Raw genomic sequence first — 18,280 nt, 5'->3', positions numbered from 1 at the left:
ATACCACTTTTGCAAAATTATAATGTAACTTTTTATATTTATGTTTATCTTTGAAAACTTATTTCATAAATTCTTCTATTTCGTGAGCTTCTTTTATCATATTCTTTGTCAAAACCTCATTACCATCTTCAGTAATAAGCACATCATCTTCTATCCTTATTCCAATTCCTTCTTCATTAATATATATACCTGGCTCTACAGTGAATACCATACCTGGTCTAAATTCCACATTCCTCTTACCTACATCATGAGTATCTAAACCTAAACTATGTCCTATAGAATGCCAGTAGTATTTTCTAACATCTTCTTTATCTTCTATAAGACCTAGCTTTACACATTCCTCACCAATCCATTCAGTGGCTTTATCATTAATATCCTTAAAGCTTACTCCTGGTTTTAATTCTTTTATTACTTTTTTATTTACTCTTAAAACTGCTTCATATACTTCTTTTTGCCTCTCTGTAAACTTACCGTTTATTGGGAAAGTTCTAGTGATATCCGCATTATAATATTCACATTGTGCTCCTAAATCAAAAAGGATTAAGTCTCCATCCTTCATTTCTGAATTATTGTTAATATAGTGAAGTATAGTAGCATTCACACCTGCAGCTGCTATTGTCTTAAATGCAAAATCCTTAACGCCTCTTCTTTTACAATTAAAATCAAAGTATGCCTCTAATTCATATTCTTTTAAGCCTGACTTAGAGTTTTTCATTAAAAGCTCAACGCCTTCAACAGTTATGTCTATTGCTTCCCTAATATATTTTATTTCTTCTTTACTCTTTATCATTCTAATACTAGCAATTTCATTATAAATATTCTTAATTTCCTTATCAGGATATTTAAACTTTAGTTTTTTTGCAAATTCCTCTTCTAGTGTAGCTCTTTGAGTATAGCTATCCCTTTCCAAGTTAAGATATACTGTTTCAATACCTTCCTTAAACATAAAACTGTGAAGTTCATCCTCAAAATCTTTTGTATATTGTATTTCTTCGAACGCGCCTCTTTCCTTTGCTTCATTATCTCTAATAGATTTCCCTACCCATTTTTCTAGCTCCAAATCTGGTTCCTTAATAAACAATATCTCCTGGTCTTCTTTTCCTTTAACCAAAAGTAAAATTATGTCCTCTTCATCTATTCCTGTAAGATAATAAAAATTTCTATTCGGAGTAAACTCATAAGCTTCATCTGCAGTTTTTTTAGGAGCCTTACCTGCAAAAAGAAGCGCTATACTATTTTCCTCCATATGTTTGAATAATGCTTCTCTATTCTTTTTAAAAACTTCTGCTTTCATATAATTAAACTCCTTTACGTTTTTTATTTATATATAATGCATTAAAGAATTTACATGTCGCCGTCCAACTCTTAGACGTCTTAACTAAGAGTTGGACCAGAGATGTAATATGATTTTGCATTATATTTACAATAATTATATCATACAAAATTACCTGCAAAAGTAAATTTACTTCATTTGTATTTAAAGTGCTTTTTATATATAATTAACCTCAGACGAGAATAGTTATGCATCTTAAACTATGAGGAGATTTTTATTATGATAAATAAAAGCAGTATTAAAGAAGTATTAAGTTTAGCTCTTCCTGCAGTAGGAGAGATGATTTTATATATGATGATATGGGTTTTTGATACAATGATGGTTGGAAAATATGGAGGAAATCTTTCAGTTAGCTCCGTAGGATTATCTTCAGAAATTATTACTACTTTTTCTAACATACTCATTGCTTCTGGTATATCTATTGGAATAACTTCCTTAGTTGCGAGAAGTATGGGTGCAAAAAAAAGTGAACGAGCTGAACAATATGCATCTATAGGTTTCTTATTAACGCTTATAATAGGATTTTTTCTTTCACTAATATTCTTCTTTTTCTCAAAAGAGATTCTTACTTTAGCTGGTGGAAATAATGATGTAGTTTCCTTGGGAACAGGATATATGAAGATAGCCTCTATAGGTATTTTCTTTTCAATGTCAATGAATGCTCTTAATGGTACATTAAGAGGTTCTGGTAATACTAAAACTCCTCTAATCGCATCAATTATAATTAATATAATAAATATTTCTCTAGACTATATACTTATTTGGGGTAGATTTGGACTCCCTGAGTTAGGCATAAATGGAGCTGCTACTGCTACTTGCATAGCTCAAATTGTAGGTTTTGTTTTTATATTCGTATATGTATTTAAATTTTCTAAAATCAGGCCAAGATTTAGATATATTGTAGAGCTTCAAGGAACTAAACTTTCTTCTTTAGTTCGTCTATCTATACCTTCAGCACTTCAAGAAAGTGCCTTCAGCATAAGCAGACTTTTAAGCAATATATTTATTATTTCACTTGGAACTATCTCCTTCGCTTCAAACCAGATTGCCACCACAATAGAATCAATAAGCTTTATGCCAGGTTGGGGCTTTGCTGTTGCTGCAACAACATTAGTGGGCCATAAAATAGGCGAAGGAAATTATAAAAAAGCCAAGGAATATGCTAACACTTCTATTTTCTTAGGCGTTATTATAATGCTATTTTGTTCTTTGTTGTTTTTAGTAATTCCTAATACTCTTATTAACCTATTCATTACATCATCGGAAAGAGAAGTTATCACCTTAGGAACTTACTGTTTAATGATTGCATCAATTGAACAACCTTTCATGGGAATATCTATGATTGTTGGTGGCGCATTAAAAGGCATTGGAGATACTAAAACCCCATTTAAAGTTGCTATGTTTTCCTCTTGGATTATAAGATTACCTCTTATGTATGCTGCTATTTATGTATTTAGGCTCCCTGTTACTTTTGTATGGATTATAACGTCAATTCAATGGGCAATAGATGGAACTCTAGTTTATACTTTATATAAAAGAAAATTTAACAAATTATATTCTTAACTTTAACCTTCATAAATTTATCCTTGTAATATTAAAACTATTTAATTCATAGTATGTAATTAGTAAGTTTATTTTATATAGCCTTAATATGCTATATATAGGAGGAGTAATTTATGAAAAGTTTGAAGGAAACCTTTGAAACTATAGGTATTAAACAAGTATTAAATTACATCGAAAAAGACCCTGAGAAAAATATTCCCAAGGTATTAAACTGGGTAGAAAAGCTTGATAAAGGAGATATTTATCACGGTGCCTATGAAACTATTCGTGAAGGAATCTCTGATCCCAATAGCAATTGGAATACTCTTATTAAAAGCTTTTATACCGATATTAATCCCTCGGTAAGGAAGAAAATTTTTGTTAACTTTATAGTGAAGTCTGCAATTTTAGGAACTGAACGAAGAGAATCTCTAAAAGCTAAATATGATTGCAATATTCCTTGGGCTATATTAATGGACCCAACCTCTGCCTGCAACTTAAAGTGCATTGGCTGCTGGGCTTCAGAATATGGTAATAAATTGTCCATGGATATTAATACACTTGATAAAATTATTTGCCAAGGTAAAGAACTAGGAATATATATGTACATATATTCTGGCGGTGAACCCTTGGTTAGAAAGAAGGATATTATTTCTCTTTGTGAAAAACATGATGATTGCATATTCTTAGCTTTTACAAATGGAACACTTATTGATGAAGACTTTTCAAATGAAATGCTTAGAGTTTGCAATTTTATACCGGCCATAAGTGTTGAAGGCTTTGAAGCTGAAACAGATATGCGTAGGGGAATAGGAACCTATAAAGCAGTTATTGATGCTATGAACTTATTAAAAGCAAAAGAATTGCCGTTTGGTTTTTCCACTTGCTACCATAGCAAAAATACTGATGTTGTTGGCTCGGAAGAATATTTAGATCTAATGATAGAAAAAGGGGCTAAGTTTGGTTGGTACTTCACTTATATGCCAGTAGGGATTAACTCACCTACCGATCTTATGGTTTCAAATACTCAAAGAGAGTTCATGTATAATAGAATCAGAAAATTTAGGGAGGAAAAACCCGTATTTACTATGGACTTCTGGAATGATGGCGAATATGTCGATGGTTGTATAGCTGGGGGAAAGTGTTATATGCACATTAACGCTAATGGAGATGTTGAGCCCTGCGCTTTTATTCACTATTCAAATATTAACATTAAGGAATCTTCTCTTTTGGATTCTTTGAAATCACCTCTTTTTATGGAGTATAGAAAAAATCAACCTTTTAACTCTAATCATTTAAGACCATGTCCATTACTAGATAACCCAGATTATTTAAAGGAGATGGTTAATAACTCAAAGGCTAAATCTACCGATTTAATGGAGCCTGAAAATGTAGATTTTCTTACTTCAAAGTGCACTGAAACCTCAAAAAGATGGGCATTAACTTCTGATGAACTTTGGAAAACTTCTCAAATAAAGAAGTGTGAAAAATGTAATAGATGCAGTTAATTATAAAAGGTGTTTCCAAAACTTATTTGGTAAACACCTTTTATTATTATTCTATTTTTTCCAGTCTTAATGTTGCTTTATTAACTAATATCTTGTAACTAATTACGATTCCTATAATTAATGCTATTGCAACAATACTTATTCCAAGTAAATTTGATACTGCAAGTGAACCTGCTACATAAAGTATTATTGAAACTATAATTATTAACAAAGTAACACCCATTGTTTTAAGAACATTTAAGTTGTTCTTTACTGCTTGTTGTTCACTTTCCCATTCTAGTTTAGGTGCATAAGTATCAATTATTACACCTAAAATACATATAAGTGTAATTACTATCTCTCCAGCTAGAAAAGCTCCAATAACTACAAGTATATTCGCTTTAAAAATAACTAATCCTAACGCGCATATTAAATTTGTTATACTACTTAATAAAATAGCAACATATACCTTCGCTAATAGTTGAGTCTTCTTTGTTGTAGGCAAATACTTTGTAACAAATATTTCTTGTCCTTCTCTAGATATAGCTGTTGATGCTATAGCATTAGCACTTACAAAGAAAGCCATGATTCCTGCATATCCAGCTAATATTATCAAAGAAACACCTGTACTAGATATTAATTTAATGACTTCCCCCATTCCATTTGATGCTCCTCCAAGAAAAGGAATTACAAAAACTATAATTGGCAATACCAAAGTACTAATACAGTTAATAACATAAGATGGAGTTCTAAGCAATACTTTAACTTCCCTCTTCATCCAAGTGACTAACTGAGAATTTTCCTTAAGTAAATTCTCTTTTTGTTTGCTAGATAAAATTTTTTTATTTGAGTTAGACTCTGATATTCCTACTACTCCTTTAATATATAGAGTATCTGCTAGTTTATATAAAACAAGCATAACAATAGCAATAACCAGTACTAATAGCCCTATATTAATTAAGCCCTTTCCAGTAGAGCTTTCTGTTAATGCATAAGTAGAAAACTTTACATTAAAAAATATAGTGGTCATTCTATCAAATATTGATCCCTGTCCAAATATAGCCTGAATATCCTGAGGATTATCAACTTTAAATCCATTTCCCATTCTTTGCATTACAACATTAATGCTAAGTCCTAGGATTATTCCTAAAAATCCAACTATAACTTTAAAAGCATCCTTGTGTTTAGATAGATTAGTAAATCTCATTAGTACAAAGCTAAGAATAGTTCCGTATGCTATTGGAATTATAGGTAAAGTCAAAAATACTACTATAGAGTACAAATAATATATAATTCCTGCTCCGCTTATTACCCCATAAGTAAGTACTGCGGGAACAATACATGCTAATATTATATATTCATAGAATAACAAAGTTAAAAATTTTCCTATTACTATATGGGATGGCTTTATTGGTAACGGCAATAACCACTCTACATCTTGAGAAAAATAAAATATGCTTATTATTCCGGTTATACCAAATATGAATACTACTGTGGAAGCTGCATTAAATAATGTGCCTAAAATCAATTCTTTTTGATTTAATTGTACTAAAGGTTCATATATAGCCGATATTAAAATAGTAATAGGCACAGCTATACTAACTAAAAGTATTAATATAGCAATTACAGTTGCTACTTTTTGACCAGTCCCTTTTAAACTTGCAGTAAGTCCATGAAGAAAGTTTTTAAGAAAAAATTTAGTTAATATCCAAAGCTTATTCATTTTCAGTCATCTCCAAGAACATTTTTTCCAAGGACTCATCTACTGCAAATTTATCTTTAATTTCATCTAAGGTTCCGCAGAATAAAATTTTGCCTTTATTTATAATAGCAACTCTATCACATAGCTTTTCTGCTACCTCAAGAACATGAGTTGAGAAAAACACATTTTTCCCTGATTCAGCATGTTCTTTCATCATCTCTTTTAATATAAATGATGATTTAGGATCTAGTCCTGTCATAGGCTCATCAAGAATCCAAACCTCTGGATTATGAAGTAATGCCCCCATCAATATTATCTTTTGCCTCATTCCGTGAGAATAGCTCTGAAGCTTATCTCCTAATGCATTCTCCATTGAGAAACGTTTCGATAATTCATCAATCTTAACACTTCTCTCTTGGGAAGGGACATCATAAATATCCGCCATAAAGTTCAAATATTCTATACCTTTCATCCTAAGAAACATATCTGGATTATCTGGTACATAACCAAAACTTTTTTTATATTCCAATGGTTTATCCTTTAAACTTAAACCATTAATTAATATTTCACCTTTTGTAGCTTCAATGATTCCTGTAATCATCTTAATAGTAGTAGTTTTTCCTGCCCCATTGGGACCTAAAAATCCAAATATTTCTCCATCTCTTATCTCAAGGGATATGTCATCTACAGCATTTACTTTTCCATTGTAACTTTTAGTTATTCCATTAATCTCAATCACTTTTATCACCTCAACTTCATTATAGCTTAGCAATATTAAGAAAATCTTAATTTTTCCTCAAAATTTTAATAAGTGATATTTTTATAATAATATTTTCACCATAAGTATAGATAATATAATTGCTGTTATATCTGCCATTACTGCTGCCCATAAAGTATGTCTTATCTTTTTAATTTTAACTGCTCCATAGTATACAGTTATGGTGTAAAATATTGTTTCTGTAGTTCCCATGAGTACAGATGCTACTAGACCTATATAAGTATCTGCCCCATAATTTTTTATAATGTCAGTAAATACCCCTACTGCCCCGCTTCCTGATAATGGCTTTATTAATACTAATGGCAGTATCTCTTTTGGTAATCCTATTAATGAAGTAATAGGTGACAATATAAAATTAAGTATATCTAACAAACCTGCTTGTCTAAATATATTAACGCCTATAATCATCGCTAAAAGATATGGAAATATTCTCATACATACTTTTGCTCCGTCTTTGGCCCCTTCCACAAACCACTCATAAACTTTTTTGCCACTTATCATACCGTAAGTTATTATAATAAAAAATATTATCGGGATTATACTCAAACTTAAATATTTAATCATATTCCCCTCCTAAAAATACCTTTGAAGTATTTTTGAAGCAACAACTCCCACAACTGCTGCTCCTCCAGTTGCAACCATTGCTGGTATTATTATTATGGCTGGATTTTTTGAATCACAAGCTGCTCTTATAGAAATTATGGTTGATGGAATAAGCTGAATGCATGCAGCATTTAGCACTAAGAACAATGCCATATCATTAGAAGCTTTAGATTTGTCTTTATTTAATCTTTGCATCTCTTCCATTGCTTTTATTCCAAAAGGGGTTGCAGCATTTGATAATCCAAACATATTTGCTGTTATGTTCATTACTATGGCACCTAACGCCTTTTCATCTCTGGCTGCATCCTTAAATATGACTCTTAGTATTGGCCTTAGTACCTTTGCTAATTTTTCCGTTAACCCACTTTTCTCTGCAACCTTCATTACTCCACACCAAAAACACATCATCCCTACAAGTCCAATAATAAGCTCAACAGATGCTCCAGAGGAATCTACAATACCTTTACTTATCTCTGCACCTTTACCTGTAATAAGTCCCACTATAATTCCTAAAGCAATCATAAAAAACCAAATATAATTTATCATCTTACACCTCATTTATTTAAATATTCTTATTTATGATAATCTGATAAAATATATGCCTTGAAGCCTTAGTTAATACGTGATAGGATTTAATTATAGATTAATGATGCATAATCTATAATTAATTTAAGCTAGATTATTAAATTTCAAGGAGACTTATTTATGGAAGAAATTAAGTTAAAATTAGCACAACAAGAGGTTGATGAAGCTTTAGCAACTGTTGAGTCTATGGAACAAGTAATTGACGGAGAGAATTCAAAAGAGATATTAAAAGAAAAGTTCTTTACTCTTTCTCAAAAAGTACAAGAATTAGAAAACTTATTAAAGACTGAAGGAATACTATAAAATTTCAATAGAATACTCTATTAAACAGTAAATTACCCATAAAATCATTTTTTGATTTTATGGGTAATTTATTTATAATATAATATTAATTTTAGTTAATTTTACACTTACTTCCATTAACTCTTAAGAACTCTCTATGTTTCTTATATTCTCCATCAAAAGTTTCAACTAACGTCCAGAAGTTCTTTGAATGATTCATCTCCCTTAGATGACAAAGTTCATGAATCATTACATAATTTATTACTTCCTCCGGCATCATTATAAGCCTATAATTCAAATTAATATTTCCCTTAGAAGAACAACTTCCCCATCTAGTATTTACATCTTTAACTCTTACATCATTAAATTTAAACCCTAGTGTTTCTGCTTTTTCTACAAACATCTTAGATAAATACGCTTTCCCTATCTTCTTGTACCATTCAGTTAAAAGATTTTTTATAATTGTCTCTTTACTTTTTTCTTCATTAAAAATAAATACTTCTATTTCATTCCCCGTATATTTCAATCTATTATTAGACTCGTATATATATTGAAGCTTTATAGGAATCTTTTCTCCTAATAAAAATACATATCCTTTCTCTAAAACACCTTTTTCCTTCGATACTTTTGCTTCAAGTAGCCTCTTTTCAATAATCGTTTTATTTAAATTAACTATCTCTTCAATATATTTTTTTGTAGTATATTTTGGAACAAGTACAATTATCTCATTTTCCTCTGATATTTTTATAGCAATTTTCTTTCTTCTACTATTTCTTACTATTTTATAATCCATATATTTAATCCTTAAAAATAAGTAGACTTATCATATTCTTAATGATAAGTCTACCTTAATTTTCTCATAAAATTCAAAAACTATTTGCAACTTTCTCTTTCAATTAGTTCATGCTCTAAAACATAGTGAGCTTGATCTATTGGTTTTTGATTTATTATCTTTATTAACATTCTCATAGCAACAGATCCCATATCATACATTGGTTGAGCTACTGTTGTGATTTTAGGATAGAAAAGTTCTGCTACAGATATGTTGTTGAATCCAATTACTTTAACATCTTCAGGTACTTTTATACCTTTATCTCTTAAAGCATTTATTGCTCCCATGGCAACTTCATCTGATCCGCAAACTAATCCATCAAGCTTTTTACCTGAAGATAATATTTCATTTATTCCTTCATAACCAGTATTAGCTTTTAATGATTTGAAGAAAGTAAGATTCTCATCAACTTTTACATTTGCTTCCTTTAGAGCTTTTTCATATCCATTGTATCTTTCTGCCCAAGCATTTAAAGCTTCTTTTTCCATTCCTATGTATCCAATATTCTTTAGTCCTTTATCAAGCAGATACTTTGTAGCATCATAAGTTGCCTTAACATTATCAATAATAACACTTGGAAGTGTTCCTTCTTTATCCTTAGTTTCTACAAGAACTGTCTTTAAGTCCAATTCATTAATTAAATCTAATGTTTCGTCTTGTAGTGATGAACTCATATATAGAACTCCATCAACCATTTTTTCTTTAAGTACCTTCAAGTATTCTTTCTCTTTTTCTCCATCAAAATCAGAGTTGCATAGAATAACATTATAATCATAGATATTTGAAACATCTTCTGCTCCTCTAACTACTTCTGGATAAAATTGACTTGATATGTCTGGAACTAATATTCCTATAGTTTTAGTCCTTTGTGTTTTTAAACTTCTAGCTACTATATTAGGTCTATAACCCAATTTCTTTATAGCATCTACAACTTTCTTTTTTGTTTCTTCATTAACTACATCGATATCATTTAGAACTCTTGATACAGTAGCTATTGACACGCCTGCTTCTCTTGCTACATCCTTAATAGAAGTCGCCATTAATATCACTCCCATTCACTTATTTATTTCAGCTTTATAATTAACAATATGAAATTCACAGTCTCATAAAACGTTTTCCTACTCTAATTATACGAAATGCAATTTGCGTTTTCAATTGTTTTCATAACATAATTATCATTTTAACAATAATAAATAAAAAATCAACCCTTATTTTTATATTCGAGGTTGATTTTTCTAACAATTATACGTTTGCATTAATTTAATTATTAAGGAATTGGAGATACCCTCCAATTCCTTAGGATTATTTAAGAATTAATCTTTACTTAGATCTTCTCTACAGCCATATTTAGCTTTTCTCCATTAATATTGCTTTCTGCATAATTCGTATCTTCATTAAAGAATATATTCTCAGTTAAAGTTTCCTTTTTAATATTTTCTTCAAACTTTTTAGCAACATTTTGTAGCATCTCATTACCAGCTAGATATAAGTTAATTTTATCAGCCACTTCAAAGCCACTTTCTTTTCTCATGTTTTGTATCTTAGAAATAATCTCTCTTAAGTGTCCTTCTTCTTTTAATTCTTCAGTTATAGCTGTATCTAAAACTACACCTATTGAACCTTCTCCTGCAAAGGCATATCCTTCTAAACCTTGCATAGTTACAAGAAGACTTTCATTATTTAACACTATTTCATTTCCTTCAATTGATATAACTTCTTCTCCACCAGATTGAATCTTTTGAGCAAGTTCCATTTGATCTCTTGAAGCTATTTCTTTTCTTATTGCAGGAATCATCTTACCATATGCTTTGCCTAATACAGGTAGATTTGGTTTTATTTCAAAATTAACATATTTTGATAAATCAGCACCAAAATCAATATTCTTTATATTAAGCTCATCCTTTATTATATCTCCATAATATACTGGAAGTGATGCAGTAGATACTAACATTTCACCTAGTGGCTGTCTGTTCTTAATGTTTGCAGTATTTCTAGCACTTCTTCCCATCTTAACTATTGCATATGCTAGATCCATTTCATTTTCTAATTCATGATTAACAGCTGATGCATCATATGCTGGCCAAGTGCATAAATGAACACTTTCTGGTGCATTGTTATCCAATGAAACTACTAAACTTTGATATATAGCTTCAGTCATAAATGGTACAAATGGAGCTGCTACTTTTGTTAAAGTTACTAATACATTATATAACGTTGTATATGCACCAATTTTATCTTCATTTAATTCTGTAGTCCAATATCTTGCTCTATTTCTTCTTACATACCAATTTGATAACTCATCAACAAAATCTTCTATATCTAATGCTGCTTGAGTTATCTTATATCCCTCTAAATTCTCTTCAACAGTCTTTATTAATGTATTTAACTTAGATAATATCCACTTATCCATTACATTATCTGATTTGAAATCAGCATATTTTGTAGCATCAAACTTATCTAAGTCAGCATATAGAACATAGAAAGAATAAACATTCCAAAGAGTGCTTAGGAACTTTCTTTGAGTATCTGCAACATCATCCTTAGAGAATCTTGTTGGTAGCCAAGGTGCACTAGCTGTATAGAAATGCCATCTAGTAGCATCTGCTCCTACTGAATCTAAAACATCATTTGGAGCCACAACATTACCTTTAGATTTTGACATCTTTAATCCTTTTTTATCTAAAACGTGTCCTAATACTATACAGTTTTCAAAAGAATTTTTATCAAAAATAGCTGTTGATATAGCTAATAGTGTATAGAACCATCCTCTTGTTTGATCCACTGCTTCTGAAATAAATTGAGCTGGGAAATTTTCTTCAAACAATTCTTTATTTTCAAATGGATAGTGTAATTGTGCAAATGGCATTGATCCTGAGTCAAACCAGCAATCTATAACTTCTGCATATCTCTTCATTTCTTTTCCGCACTTATCACATTTTAAATGAACATTATCAATGAATGGTTTATGAAGCTCTATATCTTCAGGAACATTAATTCCTTTTCTCTTTAGCTCTTCTATACTACCTATACATTCTCTATGACCACATTCACATTCCCATATTGGTAGTGGAGTTCCCCAATATCTATCTCTTGATATACCCCAGTCTATAACATTTTCAAGGAACTTACCAAATCTTCCTGTTCTTATGTTATCAGGATACCAATTTATCTTATTATTATTTTCTATTAGCTTATCTCTTAATGAAGTAGTTCTTACAAACCAGCTATCCTTTGGATAATATAATAGTGGAGTATCACATCTCCAGCAATGTGGGTATGAGTGAAGGTGTTTTTCTGCCTTGAATAATTTATTATTTTCTTTTAAATATTCAACAATACTTTCATCACATTTCTTAACAAATTTTCCTGCCCAAGGAGTAACTTCTGGTTCAAATTCACCTTGTGCATTTACTAAATTAACTAATGGAAGATTGTATTTCTTACCGATTAAGCTATCCTCTTCACCGTAAGCTGGTGCAATATGAACTATACCAGTACCATCAGATAAAGTTACATAGTCACCATGAACTACATAGAAAGCTTTTTCTTCAACCTTGGCAAAAGGTAGCAATTGTTCATATTCTGTTCCTAAAAGCTCTTCGCCTTTAAATTCTCTAATTATTTCATAATCTTCGCCTAAAACTTTTGTAGCTAAATCTTTAGCTAGTATATAAACTTCATCATCCTTTTTAACTTCAGCATATACATATGCTTTGTTGATACATAACGCTACATTTGATGGTAATGTCCATGGAGTTGTTGTCCATGCTAGTATATATTTATTTTCTTCTCCCTTAACTTTAAACTTACCAATTGCAGTTAAGTCTTTTACATCCTTATATCCTTGAGAAACTTCATGTGAAGATAAACCAGTTCCGCATCTTGGGCAATATGGCATTATCTTATGACCTTTATATAAAAGTTCCTTATTCCACATTTCTTTTAATGCCCACCATACAGACTCAATATATGAATTATGATAAGTTACATATGGGTTCTCCATATCAACCCAATAACCTATTTTATTGGTCATTTCTTCCCACATGCTTACATAACTAAATACACTGTCTTTACACTCTTGAACAAACTTCTCTACTCCATAATCCTCTATTTGTTCCTTACCTGAAATTCCTAATTTCTTCTCTATTTCAAGCTCAACTGGAAGACCATGCGTATCCCATCCTGCTTTTCTTATTACTTTATATCCCTTCATAACTTTAAATCTTGGGATAATATCCTTCATTACTCTTGTTAAAACGTGACCTACGTGCGGCTTACCATTAGCAGTTGGAGGTCCATCATAAAAAGTAAAAAATTCTCCTTCTTTATTCATATCGAAGTTTTTCTGAATAACATCTTTTTCTTTCCAAAGGCCAGCTATTTGGTTTTCCATATCTACAAAACCTTTAGATGTATCAATCTTTTTGTACATAACTTTTATCTCCCTTCTCGGAATTGTAATAATAATTTCAGAATAAAAAATAAAAAAAATCGTCAAGGCGACTATGAGCCGTCGATTTTTTTCTCGCATCTGCCTTTCCAAACGTATGTGAGGAAAATTTGGCAGGCGACTAATTCTATTTTTTTATTCTTTAGGGACTCTTAGTTAAACCTTAACTTGCAATTCAAACTTATAAGGTAATCAGCTTCCTTAAAACAACATCAATTCCTAAAGAATAAAAAAAACTCCATCCAATTGGACGAAGTTATATTCGCTATACCACCATTAGTTTAACGCTACTAAATAAGTTTTGAACTATTTCAAAAAACTTAGTAGTTATCTCAAGTACTATCATACTCTATCCTTTAACGCAGGCCAACGGGAAAAGCTTACTAAAGATTTCAATTGTGAAACTTAACTTATGCTTGGTAGAAAATTGCGGTTTCTGGCGATTTTCTGTCATGCTTAAGTTGTAGTTGAACTTGAAATCTTAAAGAATTTTAGTTGAACTTAAACTCTTAAATGAATTTTAATTGAACTTGAAATTCTAAAGAGTCTAATCATGAACCTTTAATTTACACTTTTACATGCATAAATTATTAGTTAATTTGCAAAACTCTATATGATATTGTTCAGCCTCCAACTCCCAGGTGATTTTCCTTAAACCTAGCTATGACTTTCCACCATACAGTCACTCTCTAAAAACTAATATTTTTAAGTACTTGCCCTGTTCATAGTCTCTAGAGAAATTATATACTAGGGTTTTTAAATTGTCAACGAAGTGGTAAATATTTTAATTATGTAACTAATAATTTTTATTAATTAATATTGACTTTTATTGAGCGGTATGTTTTAATATAGTTACAGAAAGAAATCCCCCACTCTCCCAATACTTTAATATACTTAAAGAAAATGTGAGGTAAAATTTGACATGGATAATAACTTAAATGAAGAAGTTTTAGATAAACTTACAAAGGTTTGCTTATGTAAAGCAATCCCTAGATCCAAAATTAAAGCAGCAATAAGGAACGGTGCTACTACCGTTCAGGAGGTACAAAGAGCAACTGGCGCTGGATCCGGTGGTTGTTCAGGAAGAAGATGTACCCCTAAGATACAAGAGCTAATTGATAAAGAATTAGCTATGAAATAACCAATATCTCCCCTTATCGTATTGGTAAAAACATTTTATATCTCCCTATTTATATTATGGAGTCTCAAAAATATTTTTGAGGCTCCATTTTTGTTTGTATTATATAAATCTATTTACACCTAAAGCAATTTATTTTCCTTATTCCTTTCTAAGCCAGCCTAAAATATTCTCTCCATCACCTAATGTATATTTACCATCTTTTATAGTAAGCTTTATATCTTCCCTTGTCTTTTCATAGACATTTTGCTGTATTACCTCTATACTGTTCTTCTCAACTTTTGTTACTATTGCAACATGTCCATATTTACCTTCTGAAAAAACAATTATATCTTCCTTTTTAGGACTTATCTTGCTCCCATTCTTATATTGTATTAATCCTCTTTCAATATTTAACTCTCCATCCTCAATTCCATCCTTATAGAAATCCTTTGCATTTCCTTTTGTAGAGTTCATCTTAAAATTTTTAGCGTAATAATAATATCTAACTATAAATTCTGGGCATTGCCATTTATAACCGAATATATACCCATCCTTGCTTTCACTAATTCCATGAGTAGCTAGTATATCTTTTCCATTAGAATAAACTTTTACTCCATTAAAACTATCTATACCCCTATTTGATGTTCTTGTAAGTATAAATGAAATTAAAATTGAAATTAAGCATACTGATAACACACCCACTATTAAGAAAGTTATTAATTTAAGTTTATTTAGAAATCTATATCTAGTATTCATTTAAGTTATCCCTAAAACTCCATGATAGTGGATGTCTCGGGTACCCCCTTAAACTCATTTCACCAACTACAAATACTTTCTTTTCTTCCTTAGCCTCCAGTATACATTCTCTCAATATCTTGAGAACACTTTCAATTCTTTCATTATAAAGTGTCTCCATTCCTTTTATTGGTTCTCCCCATGCCAGTATTATTTTTTGTGATTCTCTTATTGCATTTTTTATTACTTCATCATTTCTTATAGTAATATCCCCCTGACCTACTACACCTCTATTTCCTACTATATAATGTTTATAATCCTTATCTAATTTTCTATTTATCATATCACTATTCAAATCATGTTCAACAAATAGGTTTACCATTATGAGTTCCCTTACTTTTTCCTCAGGACAAATCTTTAACTTAAAATATTTAAAAATTCTTTTTGTTACCTTGTTACACTGTCCATCTTGTACCCTATATGGATTTCTCCCAATAACTAAGTATGTTTCCCCATCTTTATTGCCAAAACTTATACCTATTCTAAAACATCTATCTCCATCCTTATCATATATACTATTTAATAAATGTTTATAATGATTTTTAGGATATCGAAATCCCCCCATCTCTTTACTCCTTTATGTCTATTATAATTATTAATATACAATATGAATAAAGTGTACTTAATTATGTGCTTAATTACATAAAAAAGAAGATAAAAATATTTTAATTAATATTTTTATCTTCTTAAAATTATAGTTTTCCTAGAAGTTCTTTAATAATATCTACCTGATTAACTGTAAGGCCCAAAATCTTCCCCATTGACCTAGAGTCATATCCTTCATGAATATACCACTTAAAACTTTCTAATTTTTCTGGACTTGTAATGTAATCCTCTACCCTGCTTGAGTCATCTTCTGATATATCTTTTAATTCTGAACTAATTTTATCATAAAGATTCATTTCCTTTATTTTATCCCAAGTCATAAAAAAATCCCTCCTTTCTACCTATACTTAGTATGTGAGAAGGATGAGATTTTTATAATAATTTATTCAATATTAGTTTCTAATTTTTTCAAAAGTGTCTTACTTATTAAAACACATATTCCAATCTGTATTATATACCCTATAATTGCTATTGCAGTAAAGTCAGCTATAGCTCCATAGATACCATTAATTACCCCAGCAGCTAAATATACATATATAGCTTTCTTCTTCCACATGAATATTCCTATAATAGCTACTAAAGTTATTAATGATAAAATCGTTGATATTACAATCTGCATAGGTGTTAATGGAGTATAGAACTGTGCAAATGTAGGCTGATCTTTCAGTATTTGTTGCATACGTTGCTCATTAAAATATGTTGAAAGACCTAGAAATGAAAAAATACCTTGAATAACTAAAATTATAGTAATAAGTATACCTCTCTTCCTTTTCTCCATGTAAGAATCCTCCTTAAGTTTATATAATTAATAATACGATAAGTAAAAAATATAGTAAATAGGCAACATATATAAATCAAGTACTCTATATGCTATAATCTAATGTGAATTTATATTAAGGAGTGGAATTATGATTAGTAAGTTCTATTTAAATAAAGGCATTACAAAAAAATCACTTCATGGTCGCCCATGGATATACATAAGCGAAATCAACGAATATGATGGAGACTATGAAAATGGTGATATTGTTGAAGTTTATGATTCAAAAGGAATCTTTATTGGTAAAGGTTACATAAATGATCGTTCAAAAATAACTATTCGAATTTTAACAAAAGACATTGAAGAAGAAATAAATGAAAACTTCTTTAGAGAAAAACTTCATATGGCGTGGAATTATAGAAAAAAAGTTATCGACACTTCCAGCTGTAGATTTGTTTTTGGTGAGGCTGATTTCCTTCCAGGACTAACTATTGATAAATTTGAAGATTATTATGTAATCCAAATATCTACATTAGGAATGGATAAATATAGAGATGTAATTGTAAAATTACTTGTGGAGGACTTTGGTGCTAAAGGTGTTTACGAAAGAAGTGATATAACTACTAGAGAAATTGAAGGACTGGAACAAAAGAAAGGCTTCTTAACAGAACCTTTTGATACTATGGTTCAGATAATTGAAAATGGTGTTAAATACTATGTTGATATTGAAAATGGTCAAAAGACAGGATTTTTCCTTGATCAAAAGGAAAATAGAAAGGCTATCCATAGAATATGTAAAGATGCAGATGTATTAGATTGCTTTACTCATACTGGTTCTTTTGCTCTAAATGCAGGTATTGCTGGTGCTAAGTCAGTATTAGGTATAGATGTTTCTCAGCATGCTGTAGATTTTGCTAGAAAAAATGCTGAACTTAATGGTTTATCTGATACAGTAAAATTTGAATGCCATAATGCTTTTGATATCCTTGCTGATTGGTCAAAAGAAGGCAAAGAATTTGATGTTGTAATTTTAGATCCACCTGCCTTTACAAAATCAAGAGATACCATTAAGGGTGCAAAAAGAGGATATAAAGAAATTAACCTACGTGGTCTTAAAATGGTCAAAAAAGGTGGCTACTTAATAACCTGCTCCTGCTCACATTATATGAGCCAGGAACTATTGTCTGAAACCATAATGGATGCAGCTAAAGATGCAAAAAGGCAACTTAGACAAGTGGAATTTAGAACTCAATCCTGCGATCACCCAATACTTTGGGGCTCAGATGAATCATATTATTTAAAGTTTTATGTATTCCAAGTAGTTTAATATATATGATTTGATTTAAGCAGAAACCATATGTGGTTTCTGCTTAAATTTTTATACTAAGTAAAAATTTAAATATTTTTT

Annotated in this window: 17 protein-coding genes; 5 read left to right on the top strand and 12 right to left on the bottom strand. The window is 30.4% G+C overall.

The genetic code is table 11. The features are described from left to right. Window positions 1-58 precede the first annotated feature (58 nt). Window positions 59-1,294: an aminopeptidase P family protein gene (locus JK634_RS06390; protein WP_202766803.1), complete on the bottom strand. Its 1,236-nt coding sequence runs from the start codon at window positions 1,292-1,294 to the stop codon at window positions 59-61. A 255-nt stretch (window positions 1,295-1,549) separates the two neighbouring features. Here JK634_RS06390 and JK634_RS06385 point away from each other — a divergent pair, with 255 nt between their 5' ends. Beyond that, complete coding sequence (locus tag JK634_RS06385; RefSeq protein WP_202766834.1) at window positions 1,550-2,896, top strand: MATE family efflux transporter; 1,347 nt, start codon at window positions 1,550-1,552, stop codon at window positions 2,894-2,896. 113 nt (window positions 2,897-3,009) lie between these two features. Further along, complete coding sequence (locus JK634_RS06380) at window positions 3,010-4,383, top strand: radical SAM/SPASM domain-containing protein (protein WP_202766802.1); 1,374 nt, start codon at window positions 3,010-3,012, stop codon at window positions 4,381-4,383. Window positions 4,384-4,429: 46 nt separating this feature from the next. Here JK634_RS06380 and JK634_RS06375 read toward each other — a convergent pair whose 3' ends face one another. From JK634_RS06375 to JK634_RS06360, 4 genes are all read right to left on the bottom strand, one after another. Continuing rightward, window positions 4,430-6,085, bottom strand: a complete 1,656-nt coding sequence (locus tag JK634_RS06375; protein WP_202766801.1) for a putative ABC transporter permease subunit — start codon at window positions 6,083-6,085, stop codon at window positions 4,430-4,432. Next, window positions 6,078-6,803 carry an ATP-binding cassette domain-containing protein gene (locus JK634_RS06370; protein WP_202766800.1) on the bottom strand — a complete coding sequence of 242 codons (726 nt, stop codon included), beginning with the start codon at window positions 6,801-6,803 and terminating at the stop codon, window positions 6,078-6,080. Before JK634_RS06370 ends, JK634_RS06375 begins: the two co-directional genes overlap by 8 nt. Before the next feature lie 81 nt (window positions 6,804-6,884). Continuing rightward, window positions 6,885-7,406 carry a spore maturation protein gene (locus JK634_RS06365; protein WP_202766799.1) on the bottom strand — a complete coding sequence of 174 codons (522 nt, stop codon included), beginning with the start codon at window positions 7,404-7,406 and terminating at the stop codon, window positions 6,885-6,887. 9 nt (window positions 7,407-7,415) lie between these two features. Then, window positions 7,416-7,991, bottom strand: a complete 576-nt coding sequence (locus JK634_RS06360; RefSeq protein WP_202766798.1) for a nucleoside recognition domain-containing protein — start codon at window positions 7,989-7,991, stop codon at window positions 7,416-7,418. 159 nt (window positions 7,992-8,150) lie between these two features. On the opposite strand from JK634_RS06360, the gene JK634_RS06355 reads away from it, so the two are divergent. Beyond that, a complete protein-coding gene (locus JK634_RS06355) occupies window positions 8,151-8,333 on the top strand; it encodes a hypothetical protein (protein ID WP_202766797.1) in 183 nt (60 codons plus the stop codon). 91 nt (window positions 8,334-8,424) lie between these two features. Here the strand turns inward: JK634_RS06355 and JK634_RS06350 are convergent, their stop codons facing one another. From JK634_RS06350 to ileS, 3 genes are all read right to left on the bottom strand, one after another. Further along, window positions 8,425-9,105 (bottom strand): M48 family metallopeptidase, encoded by a 681-nt coding sequence (locus tag JK634_RS06350; protein ID WP_202766796.1) that lies wholly within the window; start codon window positions 9,103-9,105, stop codon window positions 8,425-8,427. Window positions 9,106-9,185: 80 nt separating this feature from the next. Next, window positions 9,186-10,184: a LacI family DNA-binding transcriptional regulator gene (locus JK634_RS06345; protein WP_202766795.1), complete on the bottom strand. Its 999-nt coding sequence runs from the start codon at window positions 10,182-10,184 to the stop codon at window positions 9,186-9,188. Window positions 10,185-10,468: 284 nt separating this feature from the next. Continuing rightward, window positions 10,469-13,576, bottom strand: a complete 3,108-nt coding sequence (gene ileS / locus JK634_RS06340) for an isoleucine--tRNA ligase (protein WP_202766794.1) — start codon at window positions 13,574-13,576, stop codon at window positions 10,469-10,471. A 940-nt stretch (window positions 13,577-14,516) separates the two neighbouring features. Between ileS and JK634_RS06335 the strand changes: the two genes are divergently transcribed. Further along, window positions 14,517-14,735: a (2Fe-2S)-binding protein gene (locus JK634_RS06335; protein WP_202766793.1), complete on the top strand. Its 219-nt coding sequence runs from the start codon at window positions 14,517-14,519 to the stop codon at window positions 14,733-14,735. A 138-nt stretch (window positions 14,736-14,873) separates the two neighbouring features. Here the strand turns inward: JK634_RS06335 and JK634_RS06330 are convergent, their stop codons facing one another. The 4 genes from JK634_RS06330 to JK634_RS06315 all read right to left on the bottom strand — a co-directional run bounded on the left by JK634_RS06330 (window position 14,874) and on the right by JK634_RS06315 (window position 16,893). Next, complete coding sequence (locus JK634_RS06330) at window positions 14,874-15,470, bottom strand: CHAP domain-containing protein (RefSeq protein ID WP_202766792.1); 597 nt, start codon at window positions 15,468-15,470, stop codon at window positions 14,874-14,876. Next, entirely contained in the window at window positions 15,460-16,074 is a 615-nt protein-coding gene (locus JK634_RS06325) for a DUF1643 domain-containing protein (protein WP_202766791.1), read from the bottom strand. The genes JK634_RS06330 and JK634_RS06325 overlap by 11 nt, the downstream gene beginning before the upstream one ends. A gap of 127 nt (window positions 16,075-16,201) precedes the next feature. After that, window positions 16,202-16,435, bottom strand: coding sequence for a hypothetical protein (locus JK634_RS06320; protein ID WP_202766790.1), 234 nt, complete (start codon window positions 16,433-16,435; stop codon window positions 16,202-16,204). Between the two features lie 62 nt (window positions 16,436-16,497). Continuing rightward, window positions 16,498-16,893: a hypothetical protein gene (locus tag JK634_RS06315; protein ID WP_202766789.1), complete on the bottom strand. Its 396-nt coding sequence runs from the start codon at window positions 16,891-16,893 to the stop codon at window positions 16,498-16,500. 130 nt (window positions 16,894-17,023) lie between these two features. Here JK634_RS06315 and JK634_RS06310 point away from each other — a divergent pair, with 130 nt between their 5' ends. Next, window positions 17,024-18,199 (top strand): class I SAM-dependent rRNA methyltransferase, encoded by a 1,176-nt coding sequence (locus JK634_RS06310; protein ID WP_202766788.1) that lies wholly within the window; start codon window positions 17,024-17,026, stop codon window positions 18,197-18,199. Window positions 18,200-18,280 lie beyond the last annotated feature (81 nt).

Origin of the sequence: Clostridium paridis (assembly GCF_016765615.1) — a bacterium.
GTDB lineage: Bacteria > Bacillota > Clostridia > Clostridiales > Clostridiaceae > Clostridium_T > Clostridium_T paridis.
Note: the sequence above shows the minus strand (reverse complement) of the source record. Positions and strands in the feature narration are given on the sequence as shown.